Here is a 26,167-nt window from a genome sequence, read left to right as displayed (position 1 = left end):
CAGTGACCGACGAGGGCGCGATGAGTTCCGCAGACCAGACCATTCGACTGACCACCGCGCAGGCCATTATTCGCTACCTGGCCAGTCAGTACATCGTCATTGACGGTCACGAGCAGCGTGTCTGTGGCGGCGGCTTTGCCATTTTCGGGCACGGCAATGTCACCTGTCTGGGCGAGGCTCTGTACGACCACCGCGCCGAGCTGCCGGTCTATCGCGGCCAGAACGAACAGAGCATGGGCTTTGCGGCTGCCGCCTATACCAAGCAGCATCTGCGCCAGCGTTTCATGTTCTGCACCGCCTCGGCGGGTCCCGGCACCGCCAATCTGCTGACCGCCGCGGCCCTGGCCCACGCCAACCGTCTGCCCATGTTGCTGCTGTGCGGTGACACCTTCATCACCCGCCTGCCCGATCCGGTGTTGCAGCAGATGGAGCATTTCAACAATCCCACTCTGGGGGTCAACGACGCCTTCAAATCAGTGTCCCGCTATTGGGACCGGATTACCCACCCCGCGCAGATCATCCAGTCGCTGCCATCGGCCTTGGCCACCATGCTCGACCCCGCCGATAGCGGGCCGGCGTTTATCGGATTGCCGCAGGACGTTCAGGGCTGGGCTTATGACTATCCGGCCAGCCTGTTCGAAAAGAAGATCCATCGCATTCGCCGTCAGGGTCCCGATGTTGAGGAAATGGCGGACGCGGTGGCAATGCTCAGAACCGCCAAGCGCCCGATGATTATTGCTGGCGGTGGCGTGCAATATGCCCGTGCAGTGTCAGAACTCACCGCCCTGGCAGAGCGCCATGCCATCCCGGTGGTGCAGACCATTGCTGGCCGGGCCAATATGCTCGAAACCCACCCGCTCAATATTGGACCAATCGGCGTCACCGGCTCCGATAGCGCCAATGCTGTGGCCCGCAAGGCCGACGTTATCGTCGCTATCGGCACACGGCTGCAGGATTTCACCACCGGGTCGTGGACCGCCTTTGATAAGGACGCCCGCATCATCGCGCTCAATGCCGCCCGCCATGATGCCGGCAAGCACCAATCCCTGCCCGTTGTAGCCGATGCCAAGCTTGCCATGGCTGAGCTCGACAACAGCCTGGAAGAGTACAGCGCGCCCACTGAGTGGGTGGCCTTCGCCAAGGACGAGCGCACCAAATGGAATGCCTACGTCGCCGACAATGTACGCATTGGTAACCGGCCGGCTTCCTATGCACAGGCTATCGGCGTGGTGAACGCCCATTGCGGCACCCGTGATCGCGTCGTTGTTGCCGCTGGCGGCCTGCCCGCAGAAGTCACCGCCAATTGGCGCACCCTTGATATCGGCACTGTCGATGTGGAGTTCGGCTTTTCCTGCATGGGCTACGAAATTGCTGGTGGCTGGGGCGCCCGCATCGCGCAGATGGAGCAGGAGCCCGAGGCTGACACCATCGTGTTTGTTGGCGACGGCTCCTATCTGCTGATGAACTCGGACATCTATTCATCGGTACTGAGCGAGAAAAAACTGATCATTCTGATGCTCGACAATGGCGGCTTTGCCGTCATCAACAAGCTGCAGAACAATACCGGCAACACCTCGTTCAACAATCTGATCGCGGATAACCCGACGGTGACCAATCCCGTCACCGTGGATTTCGAAGCCCATGCCCGCGCCATGGGAGCCGTCGCCGAGACCGTCGCCAACCCCACCGATCTGGCAGCGGCCTTCGCGCGCGCCAAGGCCAGCAAGACGACCTATGTCATCTGCATGAAGGTCGATGCCTATGAGGGCTGGACCACACAGGGCCACGCCTGGTGGGAAGTGGGCACGCCACACATCACCGACAATGACAGCGTGCGTGCTGCCCATCTTGAACAGGAAGCGGGTCGACTGCTCCAGCGCAAGGGAATTTGAGGTGACCACCCTCATTAACAGTACCCACCAGAAATTCCTGGTGCTGGGTCGCGCTGGAATGGACCTTTATCCCGATCCTCCCGGCACCCGCACCCAAGACGCCACACAGATGGCTGTTACCCTCGGTGGATCGGCGGCCAATATCGCCGTGGCGCTGACCCGTCACGGCTTGCAGGCCGCGCTGCTGACCCGCGTTTCCGACGATGCCATTGGCCGGTTTTGCATCAATCAGTTGGCCCACTATGGTATCGACGCCCAATACGTGACCCCGGTCGGCGGGGAAGCCCGCAACTCACTGGCTGTGGTGGAAAGCCGGATCGAGGACCACCAGTCGGTGATTTATCGCAATGGTGCTGCCGACTTCGAACTCACTCTGACCGATGTCGAGCAAGTCGATTTCGAGAGCGTTGATGCCTTTGCTTCCGCCGGCACGGCCCTGGCAAGCGAGCCATCGCGTAGCGCGACCTTCGCCGCCATGGAACGCGCTCGCGCTGCCGGGATGCCGGTCATATTCGATGTCGATTACCGCCCCTATTCCTGGCCTTCCGCTGCGGTGGCAGCCGATGTCTATTCGCGCGCCAGCGCCCTGTGCGACATCATTGTGGGCAATGACGACGAGTTCGGCTTCATGGCTGGCGGCAAGCACAAGGGGCTGGCATTTGCCCGCGAACTGGCCGAGCGCCAGGGCCGCATCGTCGTGTACAAGATGGGCGAATTTGGCGCGATCACCATCACCCCCAATGGCGAAACCCGAACCGGCATTTTCCACGTCACCGCGCTTAAACCAACCGGCGCTGGCGATGCCTTCATGGGCGGATTTTTGGCCGGTCTGACGCGCGACTGGCCGCTTCATCAGGCCGTGCTCTACGGCTCTGCAGCCGCCGCTATTGTCGTCTCCAAGGTAGGGTGTGCCCCGGCCATGCCGACAAGCGCCGAACTGGATGATTTCATCGCCAGCCATCCTGGCCCAACCCAAACAGAGTAGAGCGCCATGCACATTGCCCCCTATGACAATCAGAACAAACCCATTGTCGACATTGATGATGCCTGCGTTCCACTGACCTATTTCAACATCGTCAAGCTGGTCCGCGGTCAGGCCTTCGAATATGTCGTGCCGGGCTATGAAACCTGCATCGTGCCCGCCACCGGCATGGTCGATGTCAGCGTTGAAGGCATGCAGTTCGACGCCATTGGCGGTCGGGGCGTCGATGTGTGGGATGGTGAGCCCGAGGGCGTCTATGTGCCTTCACACACCCGCGCCACGCTGGTCTGCACTTCTAAAACCGCCGAAGTCTTCATCGCCGGGGCGCGCTTTGACGAGGTGCTCACCCCCTTTGCCGTGCGCAGCGACGAGATTGACTTTGTCCAATATGGCTCGGACGAAACCAAGACCCACCGCAAGATCAAGCACATCCTTGGCCAGCGCTACCATGATCGGGTTGGCCGGCTTCTGGTCAGCGAGCTCTACACCGTTGGTCAGGGCGGCTGGTCCGGCTTCCCCTCGCACAAGCACGATACCGACCGACTGCCGCTCGAAACGCGACATGACGAAACCTATAATTTCCGCTTCCGCCCCAATACCGGCTCTGGCGTGCAGATGCTGCAGCGCGAGGACAACAAGCCCGGCGACGCCTATCACATCGTTGATGGTTCAACGATCTGCCTCGACAAGGGCTACCATCCCTGCGCGGTGCTGCCGGGTTATGAAATGTACTACTTCACCATTCTGGGCGGGCTGAGCCAGCGCTCGCTGGTGCAGTATTTCCAACCCACCCATGCCGCCCAGATCGAGACCATCCCCGGCATCAAAGACATGATCGCCAAATTCAAATGAGCCTTGTCACCCTCAGTGAAGTCCTGCTGCCCGCACGCGACAAGGGTTACGCCCTGGCAGGTGTTGTGGTGCTGGGATGGGAAGATGCCCGCGCCTATGTCCGTGCCGCTGAAGCGGAAAACCTGCCTGTGATCCTGCAGGCCGGTCCGGGTTGTCGGGCGCACACGCCCCTGCCCGTGCTGGCAGCGATGTTCAAGGCGCTGGCAGAGGTCGCCAGCGTGCCGGTTGTCGCCCATCTCGATCACGGCACCGCACTCGATGAATGCCAGGCCGCCATCGCCTGCGGATTTACCTCGGTGATGTTTGACGGATCGCGACTTCCGCTGGAACAGAACATCGCCGAGACCCGCGCCGTTGCTGAAATGGCCCATGCCGCCGGTGTCTCATGCGAAGGTGAAATCGGCTTTGTCGGCTATGCCTCAGGTGAGGCTTCGGCCCGCACCAGCGCCGCCGACGCCGCCCGTTTCGCCAGCCAGACCGGCGTGGACGCAATGGCGGTCTCCGTGGGCAATGTGCACCTGCAGACCGAACAGGCCGCAACAATCGATGTGGACGCGGTCCGCGCCATTCAAGCGGCCACTAACGTGCCCCTGGTCATCCACGGTGGCTCCGGTGTGCCCGGCCAGATGCGTCAGTTCCTCGCCCACAACACCAATGTCTGCAAGTTCAATATCGGCACCGAGCTGCGCAAGGTGTTCGGCGCCGCTTTGCGTCAGTCCTTGACCGCAGCCCCGGAGCAGTTCGACCGCATCGCCCTGCTCAAAGCCGTCGAGGCCCCCATAACCGAAGCAACGCGCCCCATCCTGCGCGAGATTGGCCCCGCCTGACGCCCCATTCGGAGCCGAAGCAAGCGTACGACAGCCATGTTTGACCATCGCAAGATGGACGTGTGTGGCAGGTGCCCCAACGTTCCTCCCATGAAGAGGCAAGTACTAAGGGCCGCGGCAAGATTGACTTTAGGTGCCAACATGGTTGTATGGCGCCCATGTGCTCGAATGTACTTTTCAGAATGTTGCGCGGGAGCCTGCTCATAGGCTTCTAGCCTGGCTCGGCTACCTGCACCCGCAAGAGCCGACCCAGGTCGCTTTATTCTGACAGTTTCATTCATTGTTCCCGTACGCTGCAATGTCGTTGCAGCCATGGCGCACATCGAGACACTACATGATCACATCCGCGCGTCCCCTGCTGAGCAGGCGCGACCATGCCATCCTCACCGGGATAGCCACTCAGGGTGGGCTCGGTTCACCTGCCTATTTCCGTCAACTGCTGGAAAAGCTGCAGAACGCCTTGGTTCTTGAAGTCGAAGCAATTGAACCTGAACTGGCAACGCTGGGCAGCCTAGTTCGCTATCGTGTCAATGGAGGGCGCGCACGCGAGCACCTGCTTTGCCTCAGCCCTCAGCACACGGACCGGCAGCAGGGGCTGTCGATCAAATCCCACCGAGGCCTCGCGCTGCTGGGTATGGCCGAGGGGCAGATTTTCGCTGCACCAGCCTCGGACCCGGAGCATCCCGAAGCGGTGGAACTCGAAATGGTATTGTTTCAGCCAGAAGCTGACGGCGCACTCGTGCGGTGTGACTACGACAGACTGCAGCTGCACGGTACCTAGCCGGCAGCTGACTTACGTCGCTGATTTTACACTCTTTTCTGCCGATTTTCACTCGTTCATTTTCATCACACTGGCCTCATGGCCCTTCTTTGCACGGAATTGAAATGTCCACCGCTGCCAACAAAGCCATCCGCCCTTCCTACGCGATCATCTTCATGGTTAGCGGCGCGCACCTGATCAATGATCTACTGCAATTCTTGCTGCCTGCGCTCTATCCACTCCTCAAGGCCAACTACGATCTGGACTATTTCCAGCTCGGTCTGCTGACGCTGGCGCAACAGATTACTGCCAGCCTGCTGCAACCGGCGATGGGGCTATATGGCGACGTAAAGCCAAAACCATATCTGCTTGCAGTGTCGCTGGTGATCGTTGCAGCGGGTATCGTGCTGCTGGCGACGGCGAGCTCGTTCCTGCTTTTGCTGGTCGCGGCAGCAGTGATGGGTGTCGGCTCGGCGCTGTTTCACCCCGAGGCATCCCGCATTGCGCGGCTGGCCTCGGGTGGACGACTGGGCTTTGCCCAGTCCAGCTTCCAGGTTGGCGGCAATACCGGCACTGCCCTTGGCCCACTGGCCGCGGCGTTGATCGTTCTGCCTCTCGGGCAGATCAGCACGGTATGGTTCGGTTTGCTCGCTGTGGTCGGCGCTATCGTGCTGACGCATGTAGCGCGGTGGTATGCCAATCACCAGATTTCAATCAAGAAGTCTGGCGCCACAATGCCAGCACGATCCCCCGTCGCACAGCGTCAATTGGTCATCGCCTTCGCCGTCGTCGGCTCCCTGTTGCTGAGCAAGTATGTCTACATTGAGACCTTCAAGACCTACTACGCCTTCTTCCTGATCGAGAAGTTTGCCCTCCCGGTTCGTGAGGCCCAGGGCTACCTGTTCGCATTCCTCGCGGCCATCGCGGTGGGCACATTCTTCGGCGGCCCGATCGGCGATAAAGTTGGCCGTATCAAGGTGATTTGGGGTTCGATCCTTGGTGCCCTCCCCTTTGCGCTTCTGCTGCCGCACATGAACCTGTTTGGGACCGCAGTGATGAGCATCATGGTGGGGTTGATCCTGTCGTCCGCATTCTCTGCCATTGTGGTCTATGCCCAGGAACTGCTGCCCCGCAAAGTGGGGATGGTGGCCGGTTTTGTGTTCGGCTTTGCGTTTGGCATTGGCGCATTGGGTGCAGCGCTGCTGGGAGCAGTTGCCGACCAGATCGGCATTGAATACGTCTTCAATGCCTGCCCATTGCTGCTGCTGCTCGGCTTCCTGACCATTCTGCTGCCCAATATCGAAACTGCAGCGCCCACGCAAAAACTGGGGAAGATAACTGAAGCGCGACAGCCCGGACAATAGTCTGTGCCAGTGACGTAGATGCCTCACTGCCAGTCTATGTAGAAGGACAGCCATTTGGCTGGACTGCTTCGCTCGGGGTAAACTTAAATCAACCGCCGACGTCTGACGTTCATGCGGGCTCACCGCAATGGCGCCCTTCCCGTACCGCGACGTCAACAGGCACCACTGCATGCTTCAGGAGAACGATAATGACCAAATTACGCTGGGGCATTCTGGCGGCGGGCAATATTGCACGGCGCTTCGTATCTGACCTGCAACTGTCGGGACGCGCGGTGAGTGCCATAGGCTCCCGATCAGCCGAACGGGCAGCAGCATTCGCCGCCGAATTCGGACTGCCGCACGCTCATGGCAGTTATGAGGCTTTGGCGAAGGACCCTACAGTCGATGCAATTTATATCGCGACCGCGAACCCGAGTCACATAATCGCCGCTGAGATTGCTATCAACGCCGGCAAGCACGTGCTGATCGAAAAGCCGCTCACCCTCAATGCTGCCGAAGCGCAACGGTTGCTTGAACTTGGAGAGGCTCACGACGTCGTCGTTCTGGAAGCTATGTGGACCCGATTTTTTCCGCACATGATCCGACTGCGTGAAATGCTGGCGGACGGCGTTATTGGCGAGGTCCGCACCATGCTGGCCACTCATACACAGAGCCTGACAGCGGATCCTGCCCATCGACTGAATGCCCTGGAACTGGGCGGCGGCGCACTGCTTGATCTGGGCGTGTATCCTGTGTCTTTCGCCTTCGACATTCTTGGCGAGCCTCAGACGATCCAGGCCACAGGACACCTGCGGCCTACTGGTGCCGACGCCGAGGTCACCGGTATCCTGCGCTATGCCAACGGCGCCACCATGAGCTTCATTGCTGCCAGCGATGCCCCAGGCCCCAATCGCGCCGAGATTTGCGGAACCCGAGGCTATATCGAAATCGATCGCACCTGGTACATGCCGACCACGTTTCGAGTTTACGATACGAGCAGTCAGCTGATCGAGGAATACACCTCCAACGTACAGGGTCGTGGCATGCAGTTCCAGGCTGCCGAACTGGAACGTCTGGTGGCGGACGGCGAACGGTCAAGCCCGATAATGCCGATCGCCCAGAGCGTCGCCATCATGGCTGCTCTTGACAACATTCGAGCGCAAATCGGGGTTATCTATCCCGAATAGTCGCGAGGCTGCGACGGCTTTGAGAGTTTGTCTGGCACTAGCAGGACAGGATAAAAAAGCGGCCCTCAACCAGAGATCTCGACCCGCTGCGCTACGGTGTGGGTCGTCCAGACAAGTCGGTGATCTACCTTCCTGAGGCGACCACGATGCGAATATCACCAGACAGGTCAGGTTCCGCGGGCGTTGAGAACAATGCATGCCGTGTTTGGGCAGCCTATCAATGTGCAGAGCAATCCGGCCAACAGACTGGGTTCACCCATTTGAGTCCAAGCCGGAACGACGACCAAAGAAGCGCGACTAACACCGGCGGTAGACATGCGGTTCATCCCAGCGAGCCCGACCATTAGTCAGTGCGACTGAATAGCTGTAGAACTCGTCCGGGGACGTCCATACGGCCACGAGGCTCTCGCCTGCTGGCGGAAACCAGGCAGTGCGCCCCGAGAATGTCGTCAGTTCAAACAGAATTTCGTTGCCATTGGGTGCGAAATAACTCAGGGCGTTGTTGCCGACCGCTAACAACTGCACCGGCCTATCGCAGGTGACGAGCGGCTCACCATTGATCATGCCGTCCCCCTCAGGAAAGCCGACCGACCACCTGCCCGCAAAAGGCGTCGACACGCCATTGGGAATCTCCGCGATACCCTCACGGGAAATTGGGCCTGAGTTGGGGTGCTGGCAGCAACGCCGATCAGCGTTGCTGTGGCGAGTATCCAAGGTCTCAGGGGACTTCTCCTATGGGTCGATAAGCGCGGCAAAGTCGAACACTGCATTGCCCCAGTTGCCGATCATCCCCATGACAATGGCCGGTCCAGGGGCATCATCCAGTTGCGTGGTCTGAGCCAGGCTGGTGCCGCCCATAGCATCAAAATACGCACGCGGCCCGGCAGTCTGGCCATTCCATTGATCGAGTTTGGCCTGGTCAGCCATCACGTTGAAATGGGTCACAAACTGCGCACTGCTGCAGGTATCTGATGGCCCACAGTCGAAAAAGGTTATGGTGTAGGCGAAGCCATCCAGCTCAGCGCTGATGCGTGGAGAACTGTTGCTGTCACGGTCCAGCCGAGCGGTGCCAAATACCTGAGCAATCTGCATGATGGTATCAACATTGCTCGCTTCACGCGCTTGCACTTTGGGCCAGAGCAGGAAAGCGGCCAGCACCACGGCCAGGCTCGCAAGAAGGATTACCTTACCCGTTTGCCATACACCGGACCTATGACGCAGTTTGCGACCGTACGCGGACACCTTGGCTCCCAAGCTCCTCAAAATACTGGTAGCAAAACTAGGCACTTGCCTGCTTCTATGGCATCCCCCGTTCAGAGGAGTGGGGCAATGCGAGAAACGCGTTAGACTACGACGCCCGGGGGAGAAGCAAAAATCCGAACACCAGCTTTTTTCTGGCTTGTCTTGCTTCTGGGCTTGTCGGTCCTCGCTTCAGCGGGCGCATTGGCGTTTGCCGTCAACCAACCCTGGATTGGGGTAATACTGTCACCAGGAGATGACGGCAGCATCGTTATCGCCCAGGCGCAACGCAACGACTTCGAGCCGGAGTTGAAAGGCGGCGAGCGGCTGAACGCGATCGGCTCAGACACCACAACCGGCATCTCTGTTAATGCCACAGACATCGTTGAAGAACCCGACACGCTGGGGTCTTATGCCGAGCTCAACGCCTTCCGGCGCCAGCAGTCTGCGCTCGTCGACATCATAAGTGAGAACCGGATCTGGCTTGACGTCACAAGCGCTACTGAAGGCACGCACCGCGTCTACGTCGCGCCTCAAGCAGGTCGACCCGCATGGGCCCTGCCATTCGAGTTCTGGCTGCAAATCTTTGTCGGCTTTGCGGGTATGGCACTGGGCGGCTGGGTCTGGGCGTTGAGGCGGCGCGAAGCAGGTCCGTTCTTCTTGGCTGTCTCTGGCGTTGGGCTGATGGCGGCGGCGGTATCAGCGGCGATCTACGGCACTCGGGAATTGGCTCTCCCCGCTGAACAGCTGGTGACGTTGACGGCACTTAATCAAGCCGGTTCGGTCAGTTGGGGCGCAGCGATCATCTGCCTGTTGAGCGTCTATCCCAGACGCATTGCACCCAATGCGGTGCTTGTTGCGGTCTGGGTCGTATCGGGACTGGCCCCATGGATCGGGATTGCCCAGATTGCACCAACGCCCAGCATCGGCAGCTATACCACGATCATTGTGCAACTTCTGGTCATCGCCGGGTTAGTCGCGATTCAACTATCGCTGACCCGCCGCGATCCCGTCGCCCGCGCCGCTCTGGGCTGGTTTGGGCTATCCATCATGGCAGGCAGCATCGTTTTTGTGGTGGCCATTGCAGTCCCTCTGCTGATCGGGCTCGAACCGCAGATTTCCCAAGCCCACGCTTTCGGCATTGTCTTGCTTTTTTACGCCGGACTGGCCCTTGGCGTAGCGCGCTATCGACTGTTCGATCTGGGCGCCTGGGCGTTCCGTCTTGGCTCCTACCTGGTTGGTGCAATTCTGCTGGTCGCCCTCGACGCGTTTCTGATTTACGGCGTTGCTGTTGAACGGGTTCCCGCGTTTGGCATAGCCTTGCTGGTGCTGGGTCTGGTGTATCTGCCACTCCGCAATGCAATCGGTGGCTGGTTCGACAAACGTCCTGGCTTGACCAAGCAGGGCTTCCCGCAACTTGTTGAGATCGGCTTGGAGCGGGTACCCGAGCGACAGTCCGCCAAATGGCAGGCTCTGCTGGTCGAAACCTTTAACCCTTTGACAATTCAGCCGACCACCCCAGCCGCATATGCCGCACTTATCGATGATGGACAGGGGTTGGTTGTTCCCGGGCACTCCACCTTGCCGCCACTCGTCCTGCAGTTCGCCGCTGGGGGGCGACGGCTGTTCTCAATGCATGATGTCGGCCGAGCACAGGATCTCGTTGATTTGGTTGCTCACGCGCTCAATAGCAGCGACGCTCATGAGCAGGGTGTCCGCAAAGAGCGAACCCGGATCGCCCGTGACTTGCACGACAATATCGGTGCCCAGTTGCTGCGCACACTTCATACACCCGATGTGCAGCGCAAGGATGCCATCGTGAGTGAAACGTTGGCCGACCTGCGTGATATCATCAGCAATGTGCAGGGTGATGGCATGGCGCTCGACGAGGTGCTGGCTGAGTTGCGATACGAAACCAATGAGCGTCTCGCATTGGCCGGGCTAAAGTTGAACTGGCGCTCGTCTGGTTCGCCCGCCATCGGTGTAAGCGCCCGCTTGGCCCATACATTACGCTCTATCGTACGGGAGGGCGCCAGCAACGCCATCCGGCACGCTAATGCCGAACAGCTGTCTATAGAAATCATTGAGAAAAATAACGAAATCTCACTGACAATTTCGGACGACGGCATAGGCTTTGCTGATGCAGGTCCCAAGCCCGGCCACGGTCTCGAGAACATATCCTCCCGTGTGCTAGGCGAAGGCGGCTCGTTGTCGATCACCGGCGCCAGCGGCACACGCATTCATGCCCGCATGCCACTGCTGGAAGGAAGCATAGCGTGATCAACAATCTGCTGATCGTAGAGGATGTCGCCGAGGCGCGGGAATGGCTCACCGGCATCGCACGGGAGGCTTTCCCCCAATCGGCCATCAGCACCGCACAAACCGTTGCGGGCGCGGTTGCCAGGGTCGACGAGCAGAGCTGGGACATGGCACTGATCGATCTGGGACTACCCGACGGGTCGGGGCTGGATGTAATCCGCCGCATTCGAAAGCAGACACCCGATACCATCTGTGTGGTCACCACCGTGCTCGGAGAAGATGCGCATATTGTTGCCGCACTGTCCGCAGGAGCCCAAGGATACTTGCTCAAAGGCCAGCCAAGCACGCTGATCCAGCGTCAACTTGTGCAACTCGAGCAAGGCATGCCCGCTCTCTCGCCCACCATCGCCCGGCGAGATCATGGAACATTTTCAACGCACGGGTCCTATTGAGAGCGATACAGAGAAGCTGACGGCGCGTGAACTCGAGGTGCTTTCCCTGATTGCCAAGGGGCTACGCAACGCCGATGTCGCCCAGGCGCTGGGACTGGCGGAGACAACCATCGCCACCCACATCAAGGCCATCTATCGCAAGCTTGGCATCTCCACACGGGCTGAAGCCGCAGTGCACGCCAACCGACTTGGTCTGACCTGACAGATCAACAGGTTCATAGGCGTACCTTGGCGCGTGGCGCTGGCAGGCACTCGGTCAGTTCAAATATGCCACGCGGAATGGGGTCACGGTCCGCCCCGGGGTCCTCGGTCAATACCTGCGGCTCATACCAGAGCGTCAGGCCGATCTCGGGCATCATCACATAGGCGGGAGCAGGCTCGCCGGAAAGTGGAGGCTCGAACTTGAAAGTCAGATCACTGTCGAGCGAGTAGAAGCGCAACGATGCCCAGACCTCTTGCTCTGCTGCGTCCGGGTCTGCTGCGAAATAGTCTGCGAGTAGCTCGCGCGCACCACCCTCCCTGCCGGCGTTTGATGCTTCCGCAGGGTCACTAACCGGATGCAGCGTCATGCCGCTATAACCGTTCGACACCGAAAAACTAAACCAATAGGTCCGTTGCGTCGTGGTCAGGTAGAGGTAGAGGTCGGAAGCCGCTGAAATGAAACTGACTGCGGGAATAAAGCCGATCTCAAGCGGGCCATCCTCGGTTTGCAGTCGGTAGACCGCCTGATCTGCTGGACATGACGTAATGGGTGGATGCGCCAATGTAGAAATTGCTCCCATGATCCACCCGAGCGCAACAACCAAAACGCTATGAACAACATGGGGCAGCATGGCAACAGACCTCGGTTTGGTGATCAGGCGAAGAATACGAATGACATTGCGGACATAAGTACCAGCACGGTCGTCAGAAGCACGAGACGAGCGCGTTGACCACGGTAGCGGGGCTCAACCATCCCGCCACAAAACGCTCTCAACTGCGTCGCCATGCTGGGCAGTGTTCGCCCCGACGCTGAGACGGCGTCGGCACGCAAAGCGAACAGAAAGCGGAAGGCGAGTATGGTCCACGCCAGAAATACGCCTCCTTGGACGACGAAAAATATCGGCATCAGGCTACCCATTCAGCTACCCCGTCTTACCGCTTTGACGTCGTCTCATGAGCAATCAAGCCCATGTCCGTGCAACGAAAAGCTGCAGGCGATCTCTTCCTGTTCGATCAGCGCAGCGGTCATGTCTTGCGGCATCTCCGGCGTCTCGATGCGCACCACCACCGCGGCACCGTTCTCGCCCTTAAGGCCAACCCAGAGATATGGCCGACCCGAGAAATAATAGCCCCCCACAACATACCCATTCTCAAAATCGGTTGTCAGGGTGACGTCGACATCAGTTCGGTTCGCGTGTTCTTGTCTCGCCGTGGTGTAGAGCAACTGACTGCCTGCCTGGACAACGATCTGCTGATGACCATAGCTCATCACGCGCGCATTGGCGTTCTCACCCAGTACCGACATGGGAAGCGGGGAGGCCGGAAACTCAACCGTGTCGTCAATCATGCTATAGGCGTTGAACCGGGCGAATTTGCGTAGCGGCAGATAATCCATGAACTTGACGAAATCGCTCTCCACGGCCCCTCTGATCGGTACGAATAGCTGGCTCATGCTGCCCTTTTGCAGATGTCGGCGCACAGGGTCGCCGCCAGTGCCCATGGTGGACCAACCGTCGCCGCGGCTGAACAGCGAGACCAGTGGTCGTGCTGCGCCGGAGACGCCAGGGGCGGTGAGTAGCGCCAGATCAATGTCGCCGTTGAGGTCAAACTGCTCATGCGGCAACGCGCAATAACTGGGCTCTAGTGGACTATGTGTGGTCAGGCGAAAACCGCTCAACGATTGGCCCTGCTCATTGTTGGCCAGATTTGTCTCAGGGGCCGGCGCGACCTTCTCGACCACATCGGAAGGCCAGCTATCGAGGTGGTAGGCAAGTAGATTAATGCAGGCATTACGCAGCGCATCCGCGGTATTGCTGTTCCAATAGTAGAGCGGCGCTGGCGGCAGTTGCGCCCACAGCATGGCGTAGTCCTCACCTTCGACAATGTCGTAGGTCTGCGAGGGCCCCATGCTCGCAATATAGCTCAATGCGTTCGCGTTGACGTTCCACTGGACCAGTTGCTGTATCATCAGCGCAATGTCGTCGCGGCTGGCACCCAGAACATCGTCCATGCCGAAGTCAGCCACCAGCCCGTCAAGCGCGTCCGAAGCAAAATACGGCGCGTGGAAGCCCAGGATCCCGCCGGGCTCGATCATCCGGTCGATATAGGCGCCAATGCCCTGCTGGCGGGCGTAGCCTGAGCCGCCTAGGAAAGCGAACGCACAGGCCGAGTAGCATTGAGCAGTGTCTTCAACCACAGTCCCAATTGCCCGCTCGCGCATCAAGGCGGCCAGCCGTAAGCCTTCAATATAGTCACCACCCGGGCTGTTCAGCGTGACAATCGCACAATTGCTACCTCTGATGTCTAGCAGTTCTGGTTCACAGTCGACGAAACTGTCGATCAGAGCGGCTAGAGCCTTCGCATCACCCTCGATGACAGGCCCATCAAAATGGAATTGTGGCACGAAGCGATCGGCCGAATAGTGCAGCGTCACGAATGAAGCTGTGCCTGCCAGCACAGGTGATACGAATGCACCAAGCAACATCAATGACGTCACAATGGTGGTGGCAGCCCCGCGCCGGATCCTGTGCTGCATTGTCTTTTCGCCCTGCTCAACCACGCCAAATGCAATGGTATTGAGCCGATGGCCTAGCTCGCCATCCCCCGAACAGGGGAGAGCCTGAATACGCACAACGGACCTAGACTATCCGGAAGCGGGGACTTTTCTGCCCGCGACTGGTCACAGGTCCTGGAGAGTTTTTCCGTGTTCAAGGCGTATCTGACATCGTTCATCTCGACCGCCCTGTGCTGTACGTTGGCATTGCTACTCAGCAGCGTCTCGACGGCCTTGGCGCAGGACGAGAGTATAATCCTCGGTAATGGCACCTCGCTGACGATCACCGACTATCTCATCGAGACTGATCCCGATGGCTATAAGACGGTTATCGTGCGCGCCGTGCCAAATTTCGATCCGGAACCCTTTGGCGAAGTCCCATCCGATCACTATGCCAGAATGGTCCAGCCACTGTGCGGCAACCTCGTGGCAAATAGCGCAGAAGCTCTACAGGAGCAGGATATCAGCGCAGTCCGCGTTCGCTGGGATTTCACCCCATCCAGGCGGGATGATGACGTTCCAGCAAACATGACTTTGACGCGCTTTCACGAGATGGTCTTTGACATTGCCGACGGCGCTCCATGTACGCCCAAGCCGTTGGGCGTCGGGCTGGACAATCTGGCGCCAGACCTCAGCGCGGCGATCAAGGCAACCCTGCGCTGGGCAGAGCCTGGCCTGACGCCAGGCCAGCTTTCGCTCACCTATGCTGTTGATGCCGGACTTGCCGATATCCCCCCTGATCTTGATCGCGCGGCCATCGAGCTGTGTATTCTTCACGCCGATATCCTGCTTGAAGCACGCGCCCGCTACTATTCCCAACTCTATAGCCGCACGGTGGCCATCACCTTTGAGCAGGAGGAGGATCAACCAGGCTTCGAGCTACTGCGTCGTGTTACTTTCCCCGTCCAGGACGGCAAATGTGGTACCGGACTAAGCCAGATGCTGACCGAAGCTATTCGCGATCGGGACTGATTGCGATGTGTTTAAAGCGCTGGCTGGGTCGGCGCTTTGAACTCGCACTAACAGCACAAGGGCTTGCGTGCCAGAATTCGAGATCCCTCTGGCTACCCGGAGGAGATCAATCCCGATATTTTGGTGAGCAGTTCGCGCTGGTTGTAGGGCTTGCTAAAAAATGACGTCTCAGGCGGCAGTTGATGCAATTCCGGCTTCATGTGGCCCGATGTGAGAATAACGGGAATTGCCGGCCAGCGCGATCGGATCTCGGCTGCCAGCGCCAAGCCGTTCATGTCTCCGGGCATATCGATGTCAGTGAATACCACGTCGACGCCAGACTGATCCTCAAGGATGGACAGTGCTTGGCCGCATTGGCCGCTTCAATGGCTGTCACCCCTGCATTCTCGAGCATGTCCACCGTATCGAGCAGGATCATGGCTTCGTCTTCAACGACAAGCACAACCGGATTACGGCGTTGAAAGACCATTTCAGACTACACTCGCGTTAGTGCGCTCAGTGGTGCTGTGAAATGCGCAGCAAACCCTGACGGAGCATAATCCAGGGCGACCTCGCCGGTTCCATCGATCCCGCGGCTAATCAGCTTCGAGCCAAACCCGCGATGCTCCGGTTTGACAACGGTGGGCCCTTCACGCTCCTGCCAATCAAATTGCAGAAACGGACCATCCTCCTTTTCTACAACCTCCCATGTGATCGATACGTGACCGCGTTCGACCGAGAGTGCTCCATATTTGACCGCATTGGTCGTCAACTCGTGCAAGATCATCGATAGCGACAAAATGGCATTTGGGCCGAGCTCAACACTTGGGCCCTTGACGGCAACGCGGTCGGCCACCCCAAACGCACTCAGGCTAGAACTGGTGGCAATACGAATATCGGCCTGCGACCAGTTTTCCTGCACAAGCGTGTCATGCGCCCGACTCAGGGCAAACAGGCGCTTTTCGAAGGTTTCAACCGGTTCGCGATCGGTTACCGGTTTCAGCGTCTGGTTGGCAATGGCCTGCACCATTGCCAGCGTATTCTTGACCCGATGCTGCAACTCGCCGTTTATCAGGGTCAGCCGCTCTTCGGCCAGCACATGGTCTGATACATCCTGCCCTTCCACGAAGATGCCGCTGATTGTCCCGTCAGACTCCCGGATCGCCTGGTAGATGAAGTCGAGGTAGAACGTTTCGGCTTCAGTCTTCTCGTCAGGCTGCAACTCAATGGGTACGCGGCGGCCGACAAATGGTTCACCAGTCTGATAGACCTGATCAAGCAGTTCAAAGAACCCCTGCCCTCCGGCGTCAGGAACAGCATCGCGTACCGGCTTGCCAATGAGACTTGCTTCGTCCCGCCCGGTCAGCTTGCGATAGGACGCATTTGTCAGCTCAAAGACATGGTTCGGTCCGCGCAGTATGGCGATAAACCCTGGTGCCTGCTCAAACAGCTGGCCCAGTCTCTCCGTACGGGACTGCAGCTCTTGGGTATAACGATGCTTGTCGCTGACATCGCTGCAAACAACCAGAACACCGCCGACGGCACCTTCAAAGTCTATTGGTGAGTAGCCATAGGTCCACCACACGCTTTCAGGCTGGCCATGCCGATTGATCGGCACCAACTGGTCATCCTGCCAGGTCGAACCGCGGCCCAACATTACATAGTCGATCTGCGGTCCGATAATAGACCAGATGTCGGCCCAGCATTCTCTCCCCTTGGCACCCAATGCAGCCGGATGCATGGCGGGGCCCATGGTCTCCCTATAGGCATCATTGTAGAATTGGATAAGATCGGAGCCCCACCAGATAAACATGGGCTGGCGACTATGCAGCATTAGTCGAATGGCCAGACGCAGGCTCTGCGGCCAGCCATCAGGAGCGCCTAGAGCTGACCCTTGCCAGTCATAAGCACGCATAAGGGCGCCCATTTCTCCGCCGCCGGCGAGAAAACCGTATGCGTCGTTCTGGTCCGACATAGTAATTCCCAACTCGCAGAGATCTTTTCGAAGTCGGTTAGACCAGACTGCCGTAGGCGCGTCCAGCAAGCGCCGTGCCGCAACGCCAATGTGCGCGCTCGAGGCTGTCCGATAGAGAAATGCTCATCCTGACACGCAAATTGCCCCTGACACCTGCTCACGGCAGCTAAACCAACCCCGACATTCGGTCATTTAGCATTGGCACGCATTACAATGGCACGAGCCCAGGCCACTATTGGTGCATCGATCATCTTTCCTTCAATGGAAAACGCGCCCTGTTTAGCTTCCGCCTTGGATGGAGCCGGAGAGCGCCAGATATATGCCGTCCCGGCAGACATGGATATTGCGCGGACAGGACGTATTGGAGGCCGAGCCTATGCGCTCTTTGACGTTCCCCGTGTGGCGGAAGATGGCAGCGTCCGGCCTCAGCACGGAGAATATGGGTTCGAGCAGAGACAAGTCGATCATCTACCCTCTTGACCTGCCCTTTCACGGGCTTGGTCGGCGCACCAGTCAGTCTCCCATGGCGTGGGCGCGCTCCAGAGCTTTTTCTGCATCTGTCAGTTCGCGGTCTGGGCTTTTCGGCCCGCGCATGAGCAGGATCAGCGGGATGACGGCCAAGCTTAGCATCAGCATAAGCCAGAAGTCGTCCAGATAGCTCAGCATGGCCGCCTGCTGGGTGACCATGCCATTGACGATGGCGGTGATCTGTGGGCTAGCGGTGAGCAGGCCCGGCATTTGATTGACCACATTCTGCGAGGTAGCCGTCAGTCTGGCCGCCAGCTCGGCGTGATTGACCTGCATCATGCTGGCCAGCACGGCGGTGACCAGCGAAATCCCGACCCCCTGCCCCATATTGCGCACCAGAGCGAACATTGATGTGGCATCCCCCGGAACCGCGGCGCGATTGTCGAAAACGCCATTGTCGAAAGCGGTACAAATAGAAAGCCCATGCCAAACCCTTGCAGCACGCCCGTGGTCACCACCGGCCAATAATCCATCTGCAGGTTGAAGCTGGTCATGCCATAAAGCGAATAGGCCATGCAGCCCGTGCCGAAGAGCATCATGATGCGAGGATCGACCTTACCGCTCAATCTTCCAACTACCACCATCGAGAGTAGTGTCGCCACCCCGCGCGGCGCCATCATGACGCTCGAGAAGATGACGGGATAGCCCATCAGGGTCTGCAGCAACGGGGGCAGCAGCGCCAAGCCTGAAAACAGCGTGATCCCCACGACAAACATCATCACTGACGCCAGCATGAAGTTGAGGTCCTTGAAGATGCGAACATCAATGAAGGGATTTTCGGCCGTCAGACAATGGACCACAAAGACCCACAGCCCCGAAACCACCAGTCCCAGTTCAACCCAAGTCTCGGTTGAGGCGAACCAGAAATTGTCAGCGCCGCGGTCGAGCATGAGCTGCAGGGCACCAACACTGATAGCGAGCATCCCAAACCCGAAGAAGTCGAAGCGGCGCTTTGTGATTTCAGTGGCTGGCATGAAGGCCCACAGCATAAAGACCGCAGCAATGCCGACGGGCAGGTTGATCAAGAAGACCCAGCGCCAGTCAAAGCTCTCGGTCAGCCAGCCCCCTAATGTGGGACCGATGATCGGCGCGACCATTATACCCATGCCGTAAATGGCCATGGCCTGACCGATCTTTTCCCGCGGATTGATGTTGAGCAGGACAGTCTGTGCCAGCGGCGCAATGACAGCGCCGAACAACCCCTGAATCAGGCGAAAGACCACCATTTCAGGGAGATTGGTGGCAATGCCGCACAGAGCCGACGCAACGGTAAAGCCAATCACGGCAATCAGAAACAGGCGTTTCTGTCCCAGCCGATCGGCCAGCCAACCCGTCAGGGGCGTCGCGATTGCCGCCGCCACGATATAGGAGGTCAGAACCCAGGTGATCTCGTTCTGGGCGGCGCCCAGCGAGGCCGCCATATGGGGCAGGGCAACATTGGCGATCGTGGTGTCGAGCACCTGCATGATGGTCGCAAGCATCAGCGCAGCCGTCAGCAGCCCCTTGTTCTTGACCACAAGTGTTGGCGCTGACTCTGTCTGCGCGGTCGTGCGGGCCATATCGGCCTCCAAATGTCAGTTAGTGCCAGCGCCCTGCCCGAGCCGCCGCTACTGGCCCCGGAATCTGTCGATCGTGGAGCGCCCAGTATCGACCGTGACCTTGGCGCTCATCCCGGTGCGCAAGACAACTGAAGCCCGTTCAGACAATACAATACGCACCGGCACGCGCTGCACTACCTTGACCCAATTGCCGGTGGCGTTCTGCGCCGGGATCAGGGCAAATTCAGACCCTGTCGCCGCGCCAAAGCTGTCCAGCGTGCCGTGCAGAACATCTGGATAGGCATCGACATGGATTTCGACCGGTTGACCAACTTTCAGCTCAGCCAGCTGGGTCTCCTTGAAATTGGCTTGGATCCAGGTGTCGTCGGTTTCAACCAACGCCGCGATCATTGCGCCTGCGGCGATGAACTGGCCGACATTGAGGCTCGAGACATTTGAAATAATCCCACTCGCCGGGGCGACCACAGACGCCTTATTCAGATTGCGTCCAGCCTGTTCGACCGACGCCAATGCTGCCAGGACAGCAGGATGGGCATCTGTTGCAATCGCTGGGTCACCCGCAAGCGCCGCAATGGCTGCTGCGACCTGCTGCTGGCCCAAGTCCACAGCGCTCTGCGCCTGCTGTACTGCCAACTTGGAATCATCGAGTGAGGCATCGGCGGTTAGCCCCTGTGTCACCAAGGCATTCTTGCGGTCAAACGCGGCCTGACGAATTGTCAGCGTGTCCAGACTGGCGTGGAGTTGCGCCTGTGCGGTGCCATAGGCGATCTTGAGCTGCTCGACATTGACCCGAGCTGAAGCCAGCGCTGCATTGGCCTGACTCAACGCAATCGAAAATGGCTGCGGATCAATGGAGAACAGCATATCGCCTGCATTTACGATCTGGTTGTCATGGACGAGCACCTCGGCAACACGACCGGACACATCCGCACTGATTGATAGCTTGGATTGCTGAACATAAGCGTTGTCGGTTTCTTCGAAGCGCCCGCCGGTGAGCCAGAACCAGGCTCCTGTGCCAATGATCATGAGCGGGATGACGGCCATCAGGATCAGTCGCCGTGGGCCGCCACCCTTTTGGGACGGCGCATTGCTCTGTGTTGCTTTATTAGCGGGAGCCACAGCGTCAGGCGCGGTTTTTGAGATGTCTTCCCCTGAAGCGGGAGCGCGGGTGTTCATTCAGCAGGCTTTCCGATTTCGACAATGCTGGGTTCTTGGCTGGAGAGATTGGTGCGGATGCGCATCAAGCTTTCGGTCAGTGCCTGGCGCGCCTGCTCGTCCAGCCCCTCTAGCGCTTGGGAAAAGACCTGCGCCGCGACATCCTGTGACTGGGCCATTAGCGACTGACCGGCGGGCGTCAGCCGGGTCTGCTTGGCGCGACTGTCATCGGGATGCACGATACGCTCGATCAGACCGCGCTTGTCCAGACGGTCAAGAATGCCACTCAACGTCATGGCATCGCAGTCGATATATGCGGCCAATGCCACCTGAGTAATGCCATCCTGCTTGTGAATGGTGACCATGGCTCGCCATTGCGCCAGCGTCAGGCCGTGTCGTTTCGCTTCCTCTTCAAACCGCCGGCGTAACAGCCGCGTGACCTCGTGCAACAAGGTACCAATGGACGGTTTCCATGGGTCGGTGGCATCCATGCAGAGTTTTCCGTAAGTGCACTTATAATATGCACGCTTATGTTGTACCCAGCACCTTGTCAATCGACGTTGCCCCCCGTAGGGCAGCCCCAGCCCACTCTAGGCAGGCCTGGTTAGCAAGTGAACTTGTCTCTATGTCGGCCCCGCCATTGGCCAAGTTCTAGTGGCGGGGCATTGATGGCAGTCTGAGTTGACGCTTCTGCGCGGCTATGCGGAAGGGCGCATTGGCGGCGCCATAGCCATTATAGCCGCCGCGCCGCTCCACGATCTCAAAGAAGAAGCCTTCAGCATAGGTCTGACTATAGACCTGGTAGAACTCGCCACCCTCATCGCGGTCATAGAGCACACCGCTGGCGGACAACTGCTCGAGAAATCCATCGTCAAGCCCGAACCGGGCGGCCAGATCATCATAGTAATTGGGCGAGATCGCCAGCGGCACGAAGCCGCGCGCCTTGAGAACCGCAAGCGTGGCAAAGATGTCATTGCTTTGCAGCGCAATATGCTGGGCAGCAGACCCAAAACCCTCGGCGATGAAATGCCCCGCCAGGGTCCGCTGGTTCTCAGCGCCGTTCAGCGTGAAGCGGAACGAGCCATCGCTGTTTTCGATCGCCAGACTGCGCACCAGTCCCGCGGGATCCACGACATCCAGCGTTGGCGTTTTGCGCGTAGCAAACAGCGAATTGTAGAATAACTGCCAGGTCAGCATCTCGCTTGCGTCCATGGTCTGGGCAATGTGATCTACCCGGGTCAGACCTGCTTCCTCGACTAGAGACTGCGCATCGACCGCCTCGAACTCGAGCTCCCACACGTCCGTGAGCGGGACCGATCCGTCAATGAAGTGCAGTATGCTGCCGCCCAGCCCGCGAATGGCGGGGATCGCCAGCTCACCCGGTCCGGGGGCCGGTTCGAACACCTTGGCGCCCAGCGCCTTGGCCCGCTCCAGCGCCTCTGTCGAATTGTCCAGCCTCAGGCCGATGTCACACACCCCCGCCCCATGCACGATATAGGAAGAGTGCGCGAAACCTTCGCGGTCCCGGTTGAGCAGGATGCGGATCTCCCCCTGCTGCCATACATCGATGTCCTTGGCACGGTGCCGGGCGGCATGCCGAAACCCCAGCGTGCTCAGGATCGCCACCAGATCGTCTGACTCCGCCTCGCCCACGGCAAATTCGACAAAGGCCACGCCTTCCACCTGTGCCGGTTGAGGCAACAACTCAGCCAGCGCTGCAACCGGCCCGTCGACCCGCTGCACGGCATCCATCAAATTGCTCAGGCTGCGCTTGCCATCCAGCGCAATCGATGCCGGTGAGCCTCCGCGAAACTGGTCATTGAAGATTTCGAGCGAAAATACATCGCTATAGCCTGTTGCCAGCACGGCTCGCGTAAAACCGGTGACATCAAGATCCCCCTGTCCTGGCATATTGCGGAAATGCCGGCTCCAATAGAGCAGGTCCATATCGATCAGGGGCGCATCGGCCAACTGCACAAAAAATATCTTGTCTGCTGGGATCGAGCGGATCGAGATCCACCGCAATGCCGCGCGACAGCGTATGAAAGCTGTCCAGAATCAGGCCCACATTGGGGTGATTGGCGCGCCGCACGATCTCCCAGGCATCGCGGTGATCATTGATGTGCCGGCCCCAGGCCAGGGCCTCATAGCCCACGCGCAGCCCGCGCTTGGCCGCGCGCTCACCCAGCTCGGCAAAATCGGCGGCTGCGCGGTCGATCCCGCCCAGCGCCATTGGCGACACATTTGAACAGATCAACACGAGATCGGCGCCCAGCTGTTCCATCAGGTCAAACTTGCGTTCGGCCCGGTCAAACACCCGGCTCCGGGCCGGTTCAGGCATGCCCTCAAAATCACGAAACGGCTGAAACAATTGAATTTCCAGCCCGTGATCGCGCACCATCTTGCCCACATCGGCCGGGCTGCTTTCAAAGGCTAGAAAATCATTCTCGAAGATCTCGATCCCGTCGAACCCGGCATTGGCGATGGCGCTGAGCTTTTCGCGCAAATCGCCGCTGATCGATACGGTGGCAATGCCGGTTTTCATGGCAGTTCTCCTCAGCCGCGATATCCAAGCAGGCGTGGCAGGAACAAAACGAAGTCGGGAACGAAGGTGATGATCCCCAAGGCGATGAACAGGGCGCCCAGAAAGGGCAGCAGTTCCCGAATGATGCGCCCGACGGGTTGCCCGGTAATGTTGGCAACCACGAACAACAGCAGGCCATAGGGAGGCGTGATCAGCCCGAGCATGGCATTGACCACCACCACGACACCGAAGTGCACCAGATCAATACCCATTGCCTGGGCGGTCGGGATGAAAATCGGCACGATGATCAGCAGGATCGCGCCGCCCTCCAGCACACAGCCCAACGCCAGCATCAACAGATTGATGGCAATCAGGAAGCCCACTGGCGACAGGTCAAATTGCTGAATGAACATGGCTAGGCTCGCCGGCACGTCCTGACGGGTAATCACGTAATTGAACGCCAGAGCCCCTGCGATCAGAATACCCACCGCAGCGGTCGAGCGCGCACTGTTGAGCAGCGTCGTATAGAACTGCCCCGCCGAAACTGAACGATAGACCACAACCGAGATCACCAGCGCATAGGCCGCCGCCACCGCTGCCGCTTCGGTCGGCGTCATGATGCCACCATAGATGCCCCCGAGCAGGATCACCGGCAACAGCAGCGCCGGGATCGCCCGGAAGGTGACGCCCGGCAGAGCCTTGAGGGGCACCACTTCATCGCGCGGAAAACCGCGTCGCTTGGCAATCAGGCCATTCATCACCATCAGCACCACGCCCATCAGCAGGCCAGGCAGAATACCGGCCGCAAACAGGAAGCCGATCGAGGTGTCCGAGACCAGCGCATAAAGCACCATCGGAATGGACGGCGGAATGATCGGTCCGATCGTGGCCGATGCAGCAGTGATCGCTGCGGCATAGGCTGGGCTGTACTGCCCGTTCTTGGTCATCATGTTGATGATGATGCGGCCCATGCCCACGGCATCAGCGATGGCCGAGCCGGACATGCCCGAAAAGATCAGGCTGGAAAACACATTCACATGACCCAGCCCGCCACGGAACCGGCCCACCACCGCCTGGGAAAAGCGCAGCAGGCGATCCGCCAGCGAACCGGCATTCATGATGTCGGCAGCCAGAATGAACAGGGGAATTGAGAGTAGCGTGTAGCTGTTGAACAGGCCCTGCAGCAGCGTTTCGGAGGCAATGGAGGTGTCAAAGCCGCGCCCCGCCAGAAACACGATTGACCCCACCAGCATGGCGATGCCGATTGAATAGCCGAACAGCGACAGCCCGACGATCAGCACGAGCGCCCAGACGAAAGGATCAAACATTCTCGGCAGCCTCGCTGCTGGCGGTTGGCCCATATCCCTGCCCTTTCAGGGCACGCCAGCAGGTCCGCAGACTGCGCGCCACAACGGCCAGGACGAAGGGGATGTAAATGGCGAACAGATGATCGAAGCGGATCTTGAGAAAGGCCGTCCGCTCGATCTTCATGAAGGAGATGTAGTTGTAGATCTGCGGCAGCGACCACACCAGGATGCCTGCAACCACCGCAGAGGAGAGAAAGTCCATGGCGCGCTGCGCCGGTGTCGGCACGGCCAGATAGACAATATCCAGGCGGATGACCTCATCGTCGCGCAGCACAAACGCATAGCCGAACAGAATCCCCCACAACCAGGCAATGGTGACGAATTCCACCGTCCAGCCCAGCGGCAGGTTCAGAAAGTAGCGAAACACGATCTGGATCAGAAAGCTCGCGAACATGCTGGCGAGCAGCAGCACGATCAGCGCTTCCGCTATCCGGTGCAGTCTGCCCCACAGCAAGGCTAGGTGGCTCATGGTCATCCTCCCCGGAAGTGAAGCGACCCGGAATGCCCGGGTCGCTTCTGGCCCGCCCTAGAGGGCGTTGATCTTGTCCAGCAGACCTGCTGGCCAGTCCTTGGAGAAGTCCGAATTGACGTACATGTCCAGAACGTGGTCGCGGAAGGCTGTCTTGTTAGGCTCGTAAACGTCCAGCCCTTCGCCCTTGAAGAAATCGACAAGCACCGCCTCCTGTGCCAGCGTTTCCTTGTCCAGCGCCGCCTCGAAGTTGAACGCGCATTCCTGCACCTTGCCCTGCTGCTCTGCGTTCATGCTGTCCCACTTGGACATCGAGATCGAGAACTGGTTGTTGGCGATCAGATGACCGGTCAGCACGATCTGGTCGGTGACTTCATAGAATTTCATCGACTTGTCGGCTGGCAGGGGATTGTCCTGACCATCGATCGCGCCGGTCTGCAGGCCGGTATAGACTTCGGTGAACGCCATTGGTGTCGGGTTGGCGCCCAGCGCCTCGCCCACGAACTGCCAGCCTTCGCCGCCCGGCATGCGCAGCTTGACGCCGGCCATGTCCTCGGGCGTCATGATCTTCTTGTCGCCACGCAGGTTGACGTGCCGCGTCCCAATATAGGGATTGGCCAGAACCTTGACGCCCGTTGCGCTTTCCACTTCGCCCCAAAGCTCGTTCAGAACGTCTGAATGGGTGACAGCACGCAGGTGATCATAGTCGCGATAAAGATAGGCAGCGCCCAGAATGCCGGTGGCAGGCACCTGATTCTGGAAGTCATAGATTGCCAGGCCGGCCATATCGAGATTGCCGCGCTGCATGGCGGTCAATTCGGTGCCCTGCTTGAACAGGGTCGCACCGAAATAGGGCTTGAAGTCAAAACCGTCACCCAGGCAACCACCGAATTCGGTGCGCAGCAATTCGCTGCGGATATCCGATTCAGCAACGGTGTCGGAATAGATCAGCTCGACCTTGTCCTGCGCAAAGCTGGCAGTCGAAAGCATGCTGATGGCCAGAGCAGCTAGTCCGGTCATGATGGTCTTGTTGTCGACGATTGAACGCATTGGTTCCTCCCTTTTGCATCCGTCCCGGTCCAGCGGATCCG

At 59.1% G+C, this 26,167-nt stretch carries 26 protein-coding genes and 1 pseudogene; 11 read left to right on the top strand and 16 right to left on the bottom strand.

Features of this window, described 5'->3' with window-relative positions; all coding sequences use genetic code 11:
• Positions 1 to 20: 20 nt before the first annotated feature.
• From iolD to AC0L37_RS07845, 7 genes are all read left to right on the top strand, one after another.
• Complete coding sequence (gene iolD / locus AC0L37_RS07875; protein ID WP_282221513.1) at positions 21 to 1,892, top strand: 3D-(3,5/4)-trihydroxycyclohexane-1,2-dione acylhydrolase (decyclizing); 1,872 nt, start codon at positions 21 to 23, stop codon at positions 1,890 to 1,892.
• A gap of 1 nt (position 1,893) precedes the next feature.
• Positions 1,894 to 2,877 (top strand): 5-dehydro-2-deoxygluconokinase, encoded by a 984-nt coding sequence (gene iolC / locus AC0L37_RS07870; RefSeq protein ID WP_282221514.1) that lies wholly within the window; start codon positions 1,894 to 1,896, stop codon positions 2,875 to 2,877.
• Between the two features lie 6 nt (positions 2,878 to 2,883).
• Positions 2,884 to 3,726, top strand: coding sequence for a 5-deoxy-glucuronate isomerase (locus AC0L37_RS07865; RefSeq protein ID WP_282221515.1), 843 nt, complete (start codon positions 2,884 to 2,886; stop codon positions 3,724 to 3,726).
• Positions 3,723 to 4,553, top strand: coding sequence for a class II fructose-bisphosphate aldolase (locus AC0L37_RS07860; RefSeq protein WP_282221516.1), 831 nt, complete (start codon positions 3,723 to 3,725; stop codon positions 4,551 to 4,553). The genes AC0L37_RS07865 and AC0L37_RS07860 overlap by 4 nt, the downstream gene beginning before the upstream one ends.
• Before the next feature lie 334 nt (positions 4,554 to 4,887).
• Positions 4,888 to 5,334: a GreA/GreB family elongation factor gene (locus tag AC0L37_RS07855; RefSeq protein ID WP_282221517.1), complete on the top strand. Its 447-nt coding sequence runs from the start codon at positions 4,888 to 4,890 to the stop codon at positions 5,332 to 5,334.
• A 104-nt stretch (positions 5,335 to 5,438) separates the two neighbouring features.
• Positions 5,439 to 6,677: an MFS transporter gene (locus AC0L37_RS07850; protein ID WP_282221518.1), complete on the top strand. Its 1,239-nt coding sequence runs from the start codon at positions 5,439 to 5,441 to the stop codon at positions 6,675 to 6,677.
• A gap of 188 nt (positions 6,678 to 6,865) precedes the next feature.
• Positions 6,866 to 7,843, top strand: a complete 978-nt coding sequence (locus AC0L37_RS07845) for a Gfo/Idh/MocA family protein (RefSeq protein WP_282221519.1) — start codon at positions 6,866 to 6,868, stop codon at positions 7,841 to 7,843.
• A 297-nt stretch (positions 7,844 to 8,140) separates the two neighbouring features.
• Here the strand turns inward: AC0L37_RS07845 and AC0L37_RS07840 are convergent, their stop codons facing one another.
• A complete protein-coding gene (locus AC0L37_RS07840) occupies positions 8,141 to 8,407 on the bottom strand; it encodes a hypothetical protein (protein WP_282221520.1) in 267 nt (88 codons plus the stop codon).
• Positions 8,408 to 8,575: 168 nt separating this feature from the next.
• On the bottom strand, positions 8,576 to 9,004 hold the full coding sequence (locus AC0L37_RS07835; protein WP_282221521.1) for a YbjN domain-containing protein: 429 nt from the start codon (positions 9,002 to 9,004) through the stop codon (positions 8,576 to 8,578).
• Between the two features lie 282 nt (positions 9,005 to 9,286).
• Here AC0L37_RS07835 and AC0L37_RS07830 point away from each other — a divergent pair, with 282 nt between their 5' ends.
• Genes AC0L37_RS07830 through AC0L37_RS07820 form a run of 3 tightly spaced genes read left to right on the top strand, consistent with a single transcriptional unit; the run spans position 9,287 to position 11,995 of the window.
• Entirely contained in the window at positions 9,287 to 11,362 is a 2,076-nt protein-coding gene (locus AC0L37_RS07830; RefSeq protein ID WP_282221522.1) for a sensor histidine kinase, read from the top strand.
• On the top strand, positions 11,359 to 11,793 hold the full coding sequence (locus tag AC0L37_RS07825) for a response regulator (protein ID WP_282221523.1): 435 nt from the start codon (positions 11,359 to 11,361) through the stop codon (positions 11,791 to 11,793). Before AC0L37_RS07830 ends, AC0L37_RS07825 begins: the two co-directional genes overlap by 4 nt.
• Positions 11,762 to 11,995 carry a response regulator transcription factor gene (locus AC0L37_RS07820; RefSeq protein ID WP_282221524.1) on the top strand — a complete coding sequence of 78 codons (234 nt, stop codon included), beginning with the start codon at positions 11,762 to 11,764 and terminating at the stop codon, positions 11,993 to 11,995. Before AC0L37_RS07825 ends, AC0L37_RS07820 begins: the two co-directional genes overlap by 32 nt.
• 13 nt (positions 11,996 to 12,008) lie before the next feature.
• Here AC0L37_RS07820 and AC0L37_RS07815 read toward each other — a convergent pair whose 3' ends face one another.
• A complete protein-coding gene (locus AC0L37_RS07815) occupies positions 12,009 to 12,626 on the bottom strand; it encodes a hypothetical protein (protein ID WP_282221525.1) in 618 nt (205 codons plus the stop codon).
• A 320-nt stretch (positions 12,627 to 12,946) separates the two neighbouring features.
• The gene (locus AC0L37_RS07810; protein ID WP_282221526.1) at positions 12,947 to 14,530 is read right to left on the bottom strand and encodes a hypothetical protein; all 1,584 of its coding nucleotides are present in this window, start codon (positions 14,528 to 14,530) and stop codon (positions 12,947 to 12,949) included.
• A gap of 168 nt (positions 14,531 to 14,698) precedes the next feature.
• Here AC0L37_RS07810 and AC0L37_RS07805 point away from each other — a divergent pair, with 168 nt between their 5' ends.
• Entirely contained in the window at positions 14,699 to 15,520 is an 822-nt protein-coding gene (locus AC0L37_RS07805) for a hypothetical protein (RefSeq protein ID WP_282221527.1), read from the top strand.
• 92 nt (positions 15,521 to 15,612) lie between these two features.
• Here the strand turns inward: AC0L37_RS07805 and AC0L37_RS07800 are convergent, their stop codons facing one another.
• From AC0L37_RS07800 to dctP, 12 genes and pseudogenes are all read right to left on the bottom strand, one after another.
• Positions 15,613 to 15,807: a hypothetical protein gene (locus AC0L37_RS07800; RefSeq protein ID WP_282223004.1), complete on the bottom strand. Its 195-nt coding sequence runs from the start codon at positions 15,805 to 15,807 to the stop codon at positions 15,613 to 15,615.
• Positions 15,792 to 15,989, bottom strand: coding sequence for a response regulator (locus AC0L37_RS07795; protein WP_282221528.1), 198 nt, complete (start codon positions 15,987 to 15,989; stop codon positions 15,792 to 15,794). Before AC0L37_RS07795 ends, AC0L37_RS07800 begins: the two co-directional genes overlap by 16 nt.
• A 6-nt stretch (positions 15,990 to 15,995) precedes the next feature.
• Positions 15,996 to 17,474 (bottom strand): sensor histidine kinase, encoded by a 1,479-nt coding sequence (locus AC0L37_RS07790; RefSeq protein ID WP_473314984.1) that lies wholly within the window; start codon positions 17,472 to 17,474, stop codon positions 15,996 to 15,998.
• 279 nt (positions 17,475 to 17,753) lie between these two features.
• Positions 17,754 to 17,942 (bottom strand): CoA transferase, encoded by a 189-nt coding sequence (locus AC0L37_RS07785; RefSeq protein WP_282221530.1) that lies wholly within the window; start codon positions 17,940 to 17,942, stop codon positions 17,754 to 17,756.
• A gap of 45 nt (positions 17,943 to 17,987) precedes the next feature.
• Entirely contained in the window at positions 17,988 to 18,350 is a 363-nt protein-coding gene (locus AC0L37_RS07780) for a hypothetical protein (protein ID WP_348984705.1), read from the bottom strand.
• Entirely contained in the window at positions 18,278 to 19,561 is a 1,284-nt protein-coding gene (locus AC0L37_RS07775) for a DHA2 family efflux MFS transporter permease subunit (RefSeq protein WP_348984706.1), read from the bottom strand. Before AC0L37_RS07775 ends, AC0L37_RS07780 begins: the two co-directional genes overlap by 73 nt.
• 48 nt (positions 19,562 to 19,609) lie before the next feature.
• Positions 19,610 to 20,605: an HlyD family secretion protein gene (locus tag AC0L37_RS07770; protein ID WP_282221531.1), complete on the bottom strand. Its 996-nt coding sequence runs from the start codon at positions 20,603 to 20,605 to the stop codon at positions 19,610 to 19,612.
• Positions 20,606 to 20,733: 128 nt separating this feature from the next.
• The gene (locus AC0L37_RS07765) at positions 20,734 to 21,207 is read right to left on the bottom strand and encodes a MarR family winged helix-turn-helix transcriptional regulator (RefSeq protein ID WP_269368578.1); all 474 of its coding nucleotides are present in this window, start codon (positions 21,205 to 21,207) and stop codon (positions 20,734 to 20,736) included.
• Positions 21,208 to 21,367: 160 nt separating this feature from the next.
• Positions 21,368 to 23,261 (bottom strand): annotated as a pseudogene (locus tag AC0L37_RS07760) (bifunctional sugar phosphate isomerase/epimerase/4-hydroxyphenylpyruvate dioxygenase family protein).
• An 11-nt stretch (positions 23,262 to 23,272) separates the two neighbouring features.
• The gene (locus tag AC0L37_RS07755; protein WP_269368580.1) at positions 23,273 to 24,568 is read right to left on the bottom strand and encodes a TRAP transporter large permease; all 1,296 of its coding nucleotides are present in this window, start codon (positions 24,566 to 24,568) and stop codon (positions 23,273 to 23,275) included.
• Positions 24,561 to 25,076, bottom strand: a complete 516-nt coding sequence (locus tag AC0L37_RS07750; RefSeq protein ID WP_282221532.1) for a TRAP transporter small permease — start codon at positions 25,074 to 25,076, stop codon at positions 24,561 to 24,563. Before AC0L37_RS07750 ends, AC0L37_RS07755 begins: the two co-directional genes overlap by 8 nt.
• A gap of 57 nt (positions 25,077 to 25,133) precedes the next feature.
• Entirely contained in the window at positions 25,134 to 26,126 is a 993-nt protein-coding gene (gene dctP, locus AC0L37_RS07745; RefSeq protein ID WP_212657813.1) for a TRAP transporter substrate-binding protein DctP, read from the bottom strand.
• Positions 26,127 to 26,167 lie beyond the last annotated feature (41 nt).

This window comes from Devosia sp. J2-20, from assembly GCF_055808475.1.
This window is presented reverse-complemented; position numbering and strand designations above follow the sequence as displayed.

Excerpts from the sequence above, each read along its gene's own strand:
- AC0L37_RS07865 (WP_282221515.1), top strand. The coding sequence starts at position 2,884 with ATGCACATTGCCCCCTATGACAATCAGAACAAACCCATTGTCGACATT.
- AC0L37_RS07765 (WP_269368578.1), bottom strand. The coding sequence starts at position 21,207 with ATGGATGCCACCGACCCATGGAAACCGTCCATTGGTACCTTGTTGCAC.
- AC0L37_RS07785 (WP_282221530.1), bottom strand. The coding sequence starts at position 17,942 with ATGATCGACTTGTCTCTGCTCGAACCCATATTCTCCGTGCTGAGGCCG.
- AC0L37_RS07850 (WP_282221518.1), top strand. The coding sequence starts at position 5,439 with ATGTCCACCGCTGCCAACAAAGCCATCCGCCCTTCCTACGCGATCATC.
- AC0L37_RS07800 (WP_282223004.1), bottom strand. The coding sequence starts at position 15,807 with ATGCCCGGAGACATGAACGGCTTGGCGCTGGCAGCCGAGATCCGATCG.
- AC0L37_RS07790 (WP_473314984.1), bottom strand. The coding sequence starts at position 17,474 with ATGTCGGACCAGAACGACGCATACGGTTTTCTCGCCGGCGGCGGAGAA.
- AC0L37_RS07750 (WP_282221532.1), bottom strand. The coding sequence starts at position 25,076 with ATGAGCCACCTAGCCTTGCTGTGGGGCAGACTGCACCGGATAGCGGAA.
- dctP (WP_212657813.1), bottom strand. The coding sequence starts at position 26,126 with ATGCGTTCAATCGTCGACAACAAGACCATCATGACCGGACTAGCTGCT.
- AC0L37_RS07855 (WP_282221517.1), top strand. The coding sequence starts at position 4,888 with ATGATCACATCCGCGCGTCCCCTGCTGAGCAGGCGCGACCATGCCATC.
- AC0L37_RS07755 (WP_269368580.1), bottom strand. The coding sequence starts at position 24,568 with ATGTTTGATCCTTTCGTCTGGGCGCTCGTGCTGATCGTCGGGCTGTCG.
- AC0L37_RS07795 (WP_282221528.1), bottom strand. The coding sequence starts at position 15,989 with ATGGTCTTTCAACGCCGTAATCCGGTTGTGCTTGTCGTTGAAGACGAA.
- AC0L37_RS07775 (WP_348984706.1), bottom strand. The coding sequence starts at position 19,561 with ATGGCCCGCACGACCGCGCAGACAGAGTCAGCGCCAACACTTGTGGTC.
- AC0L37_RS07780 (WP_348984705.1), bottom strand. The coding sequence starts at position 18,350 with ATGTTCGCTCTGGTGCGCAATATGGGGCAGGGGGTCGGGATTTCGCTG.
- AC0L37_RS07815 (WP_282221525.1), bottom strand. The coding sequence starts at position 12,626 with ATGCTGCCCCATGTTGTTCATAGCGTTTTGGTTGTTGCGCTCGGGTGG.
- AC0L37_RS07840 (WP_282221520.1), bottom strand. The coding sequence starts at position 8,407 with ATGATCAATGGTGAGCCGCTCGTCACCTGCGATAGGCCGGTGCAGTTG.
- AC0L37_RS07810 (WP_282221526.1), bottom strand. The coding sequence starts at position 14,530 with ATGCAGCACAGGATCCGGCGCGGGGCTGCCACCACCATTGTGACGTCA.
- AC0L37_RS07860 (WP_282221516.1), top strand. The coding sequence starts at position 3,723 with ATGAGCCTTGTCACCCTCAGTGAAGTCCTGCTGCCCGCACGCGACAAG.
- iolD (WP_282221513.1), top strand. The coding sequence starts at position 21 with ATGAGTTCCGCAGACCAGACCATTCGACTGACCACCGCGCAGGCCATT.
- AC0L37_RS07845 (WP_282221519.1), top strand. The coding sequence starts at position 6,866 with ATGACCAAATTACGCTGGGGCATTCTGGCGGCGGGCAATATTGCACGG.
- AC0L37_RS07820 (WP_282221524.1), top strand. The coding sequence starts at position 11,762 with ATGGAACATTTTCAACGCACGGGTCCTATTGAGAGCGATACAGAGAAG.
- AC0L37_RS07770 (WP_282221531.1), bottom strand. The coding sequence starts at position 20,605 with ATGGCCGTCATCCCGCTCATGATCATTGGCACAGGAGCCTGGTTCTGG.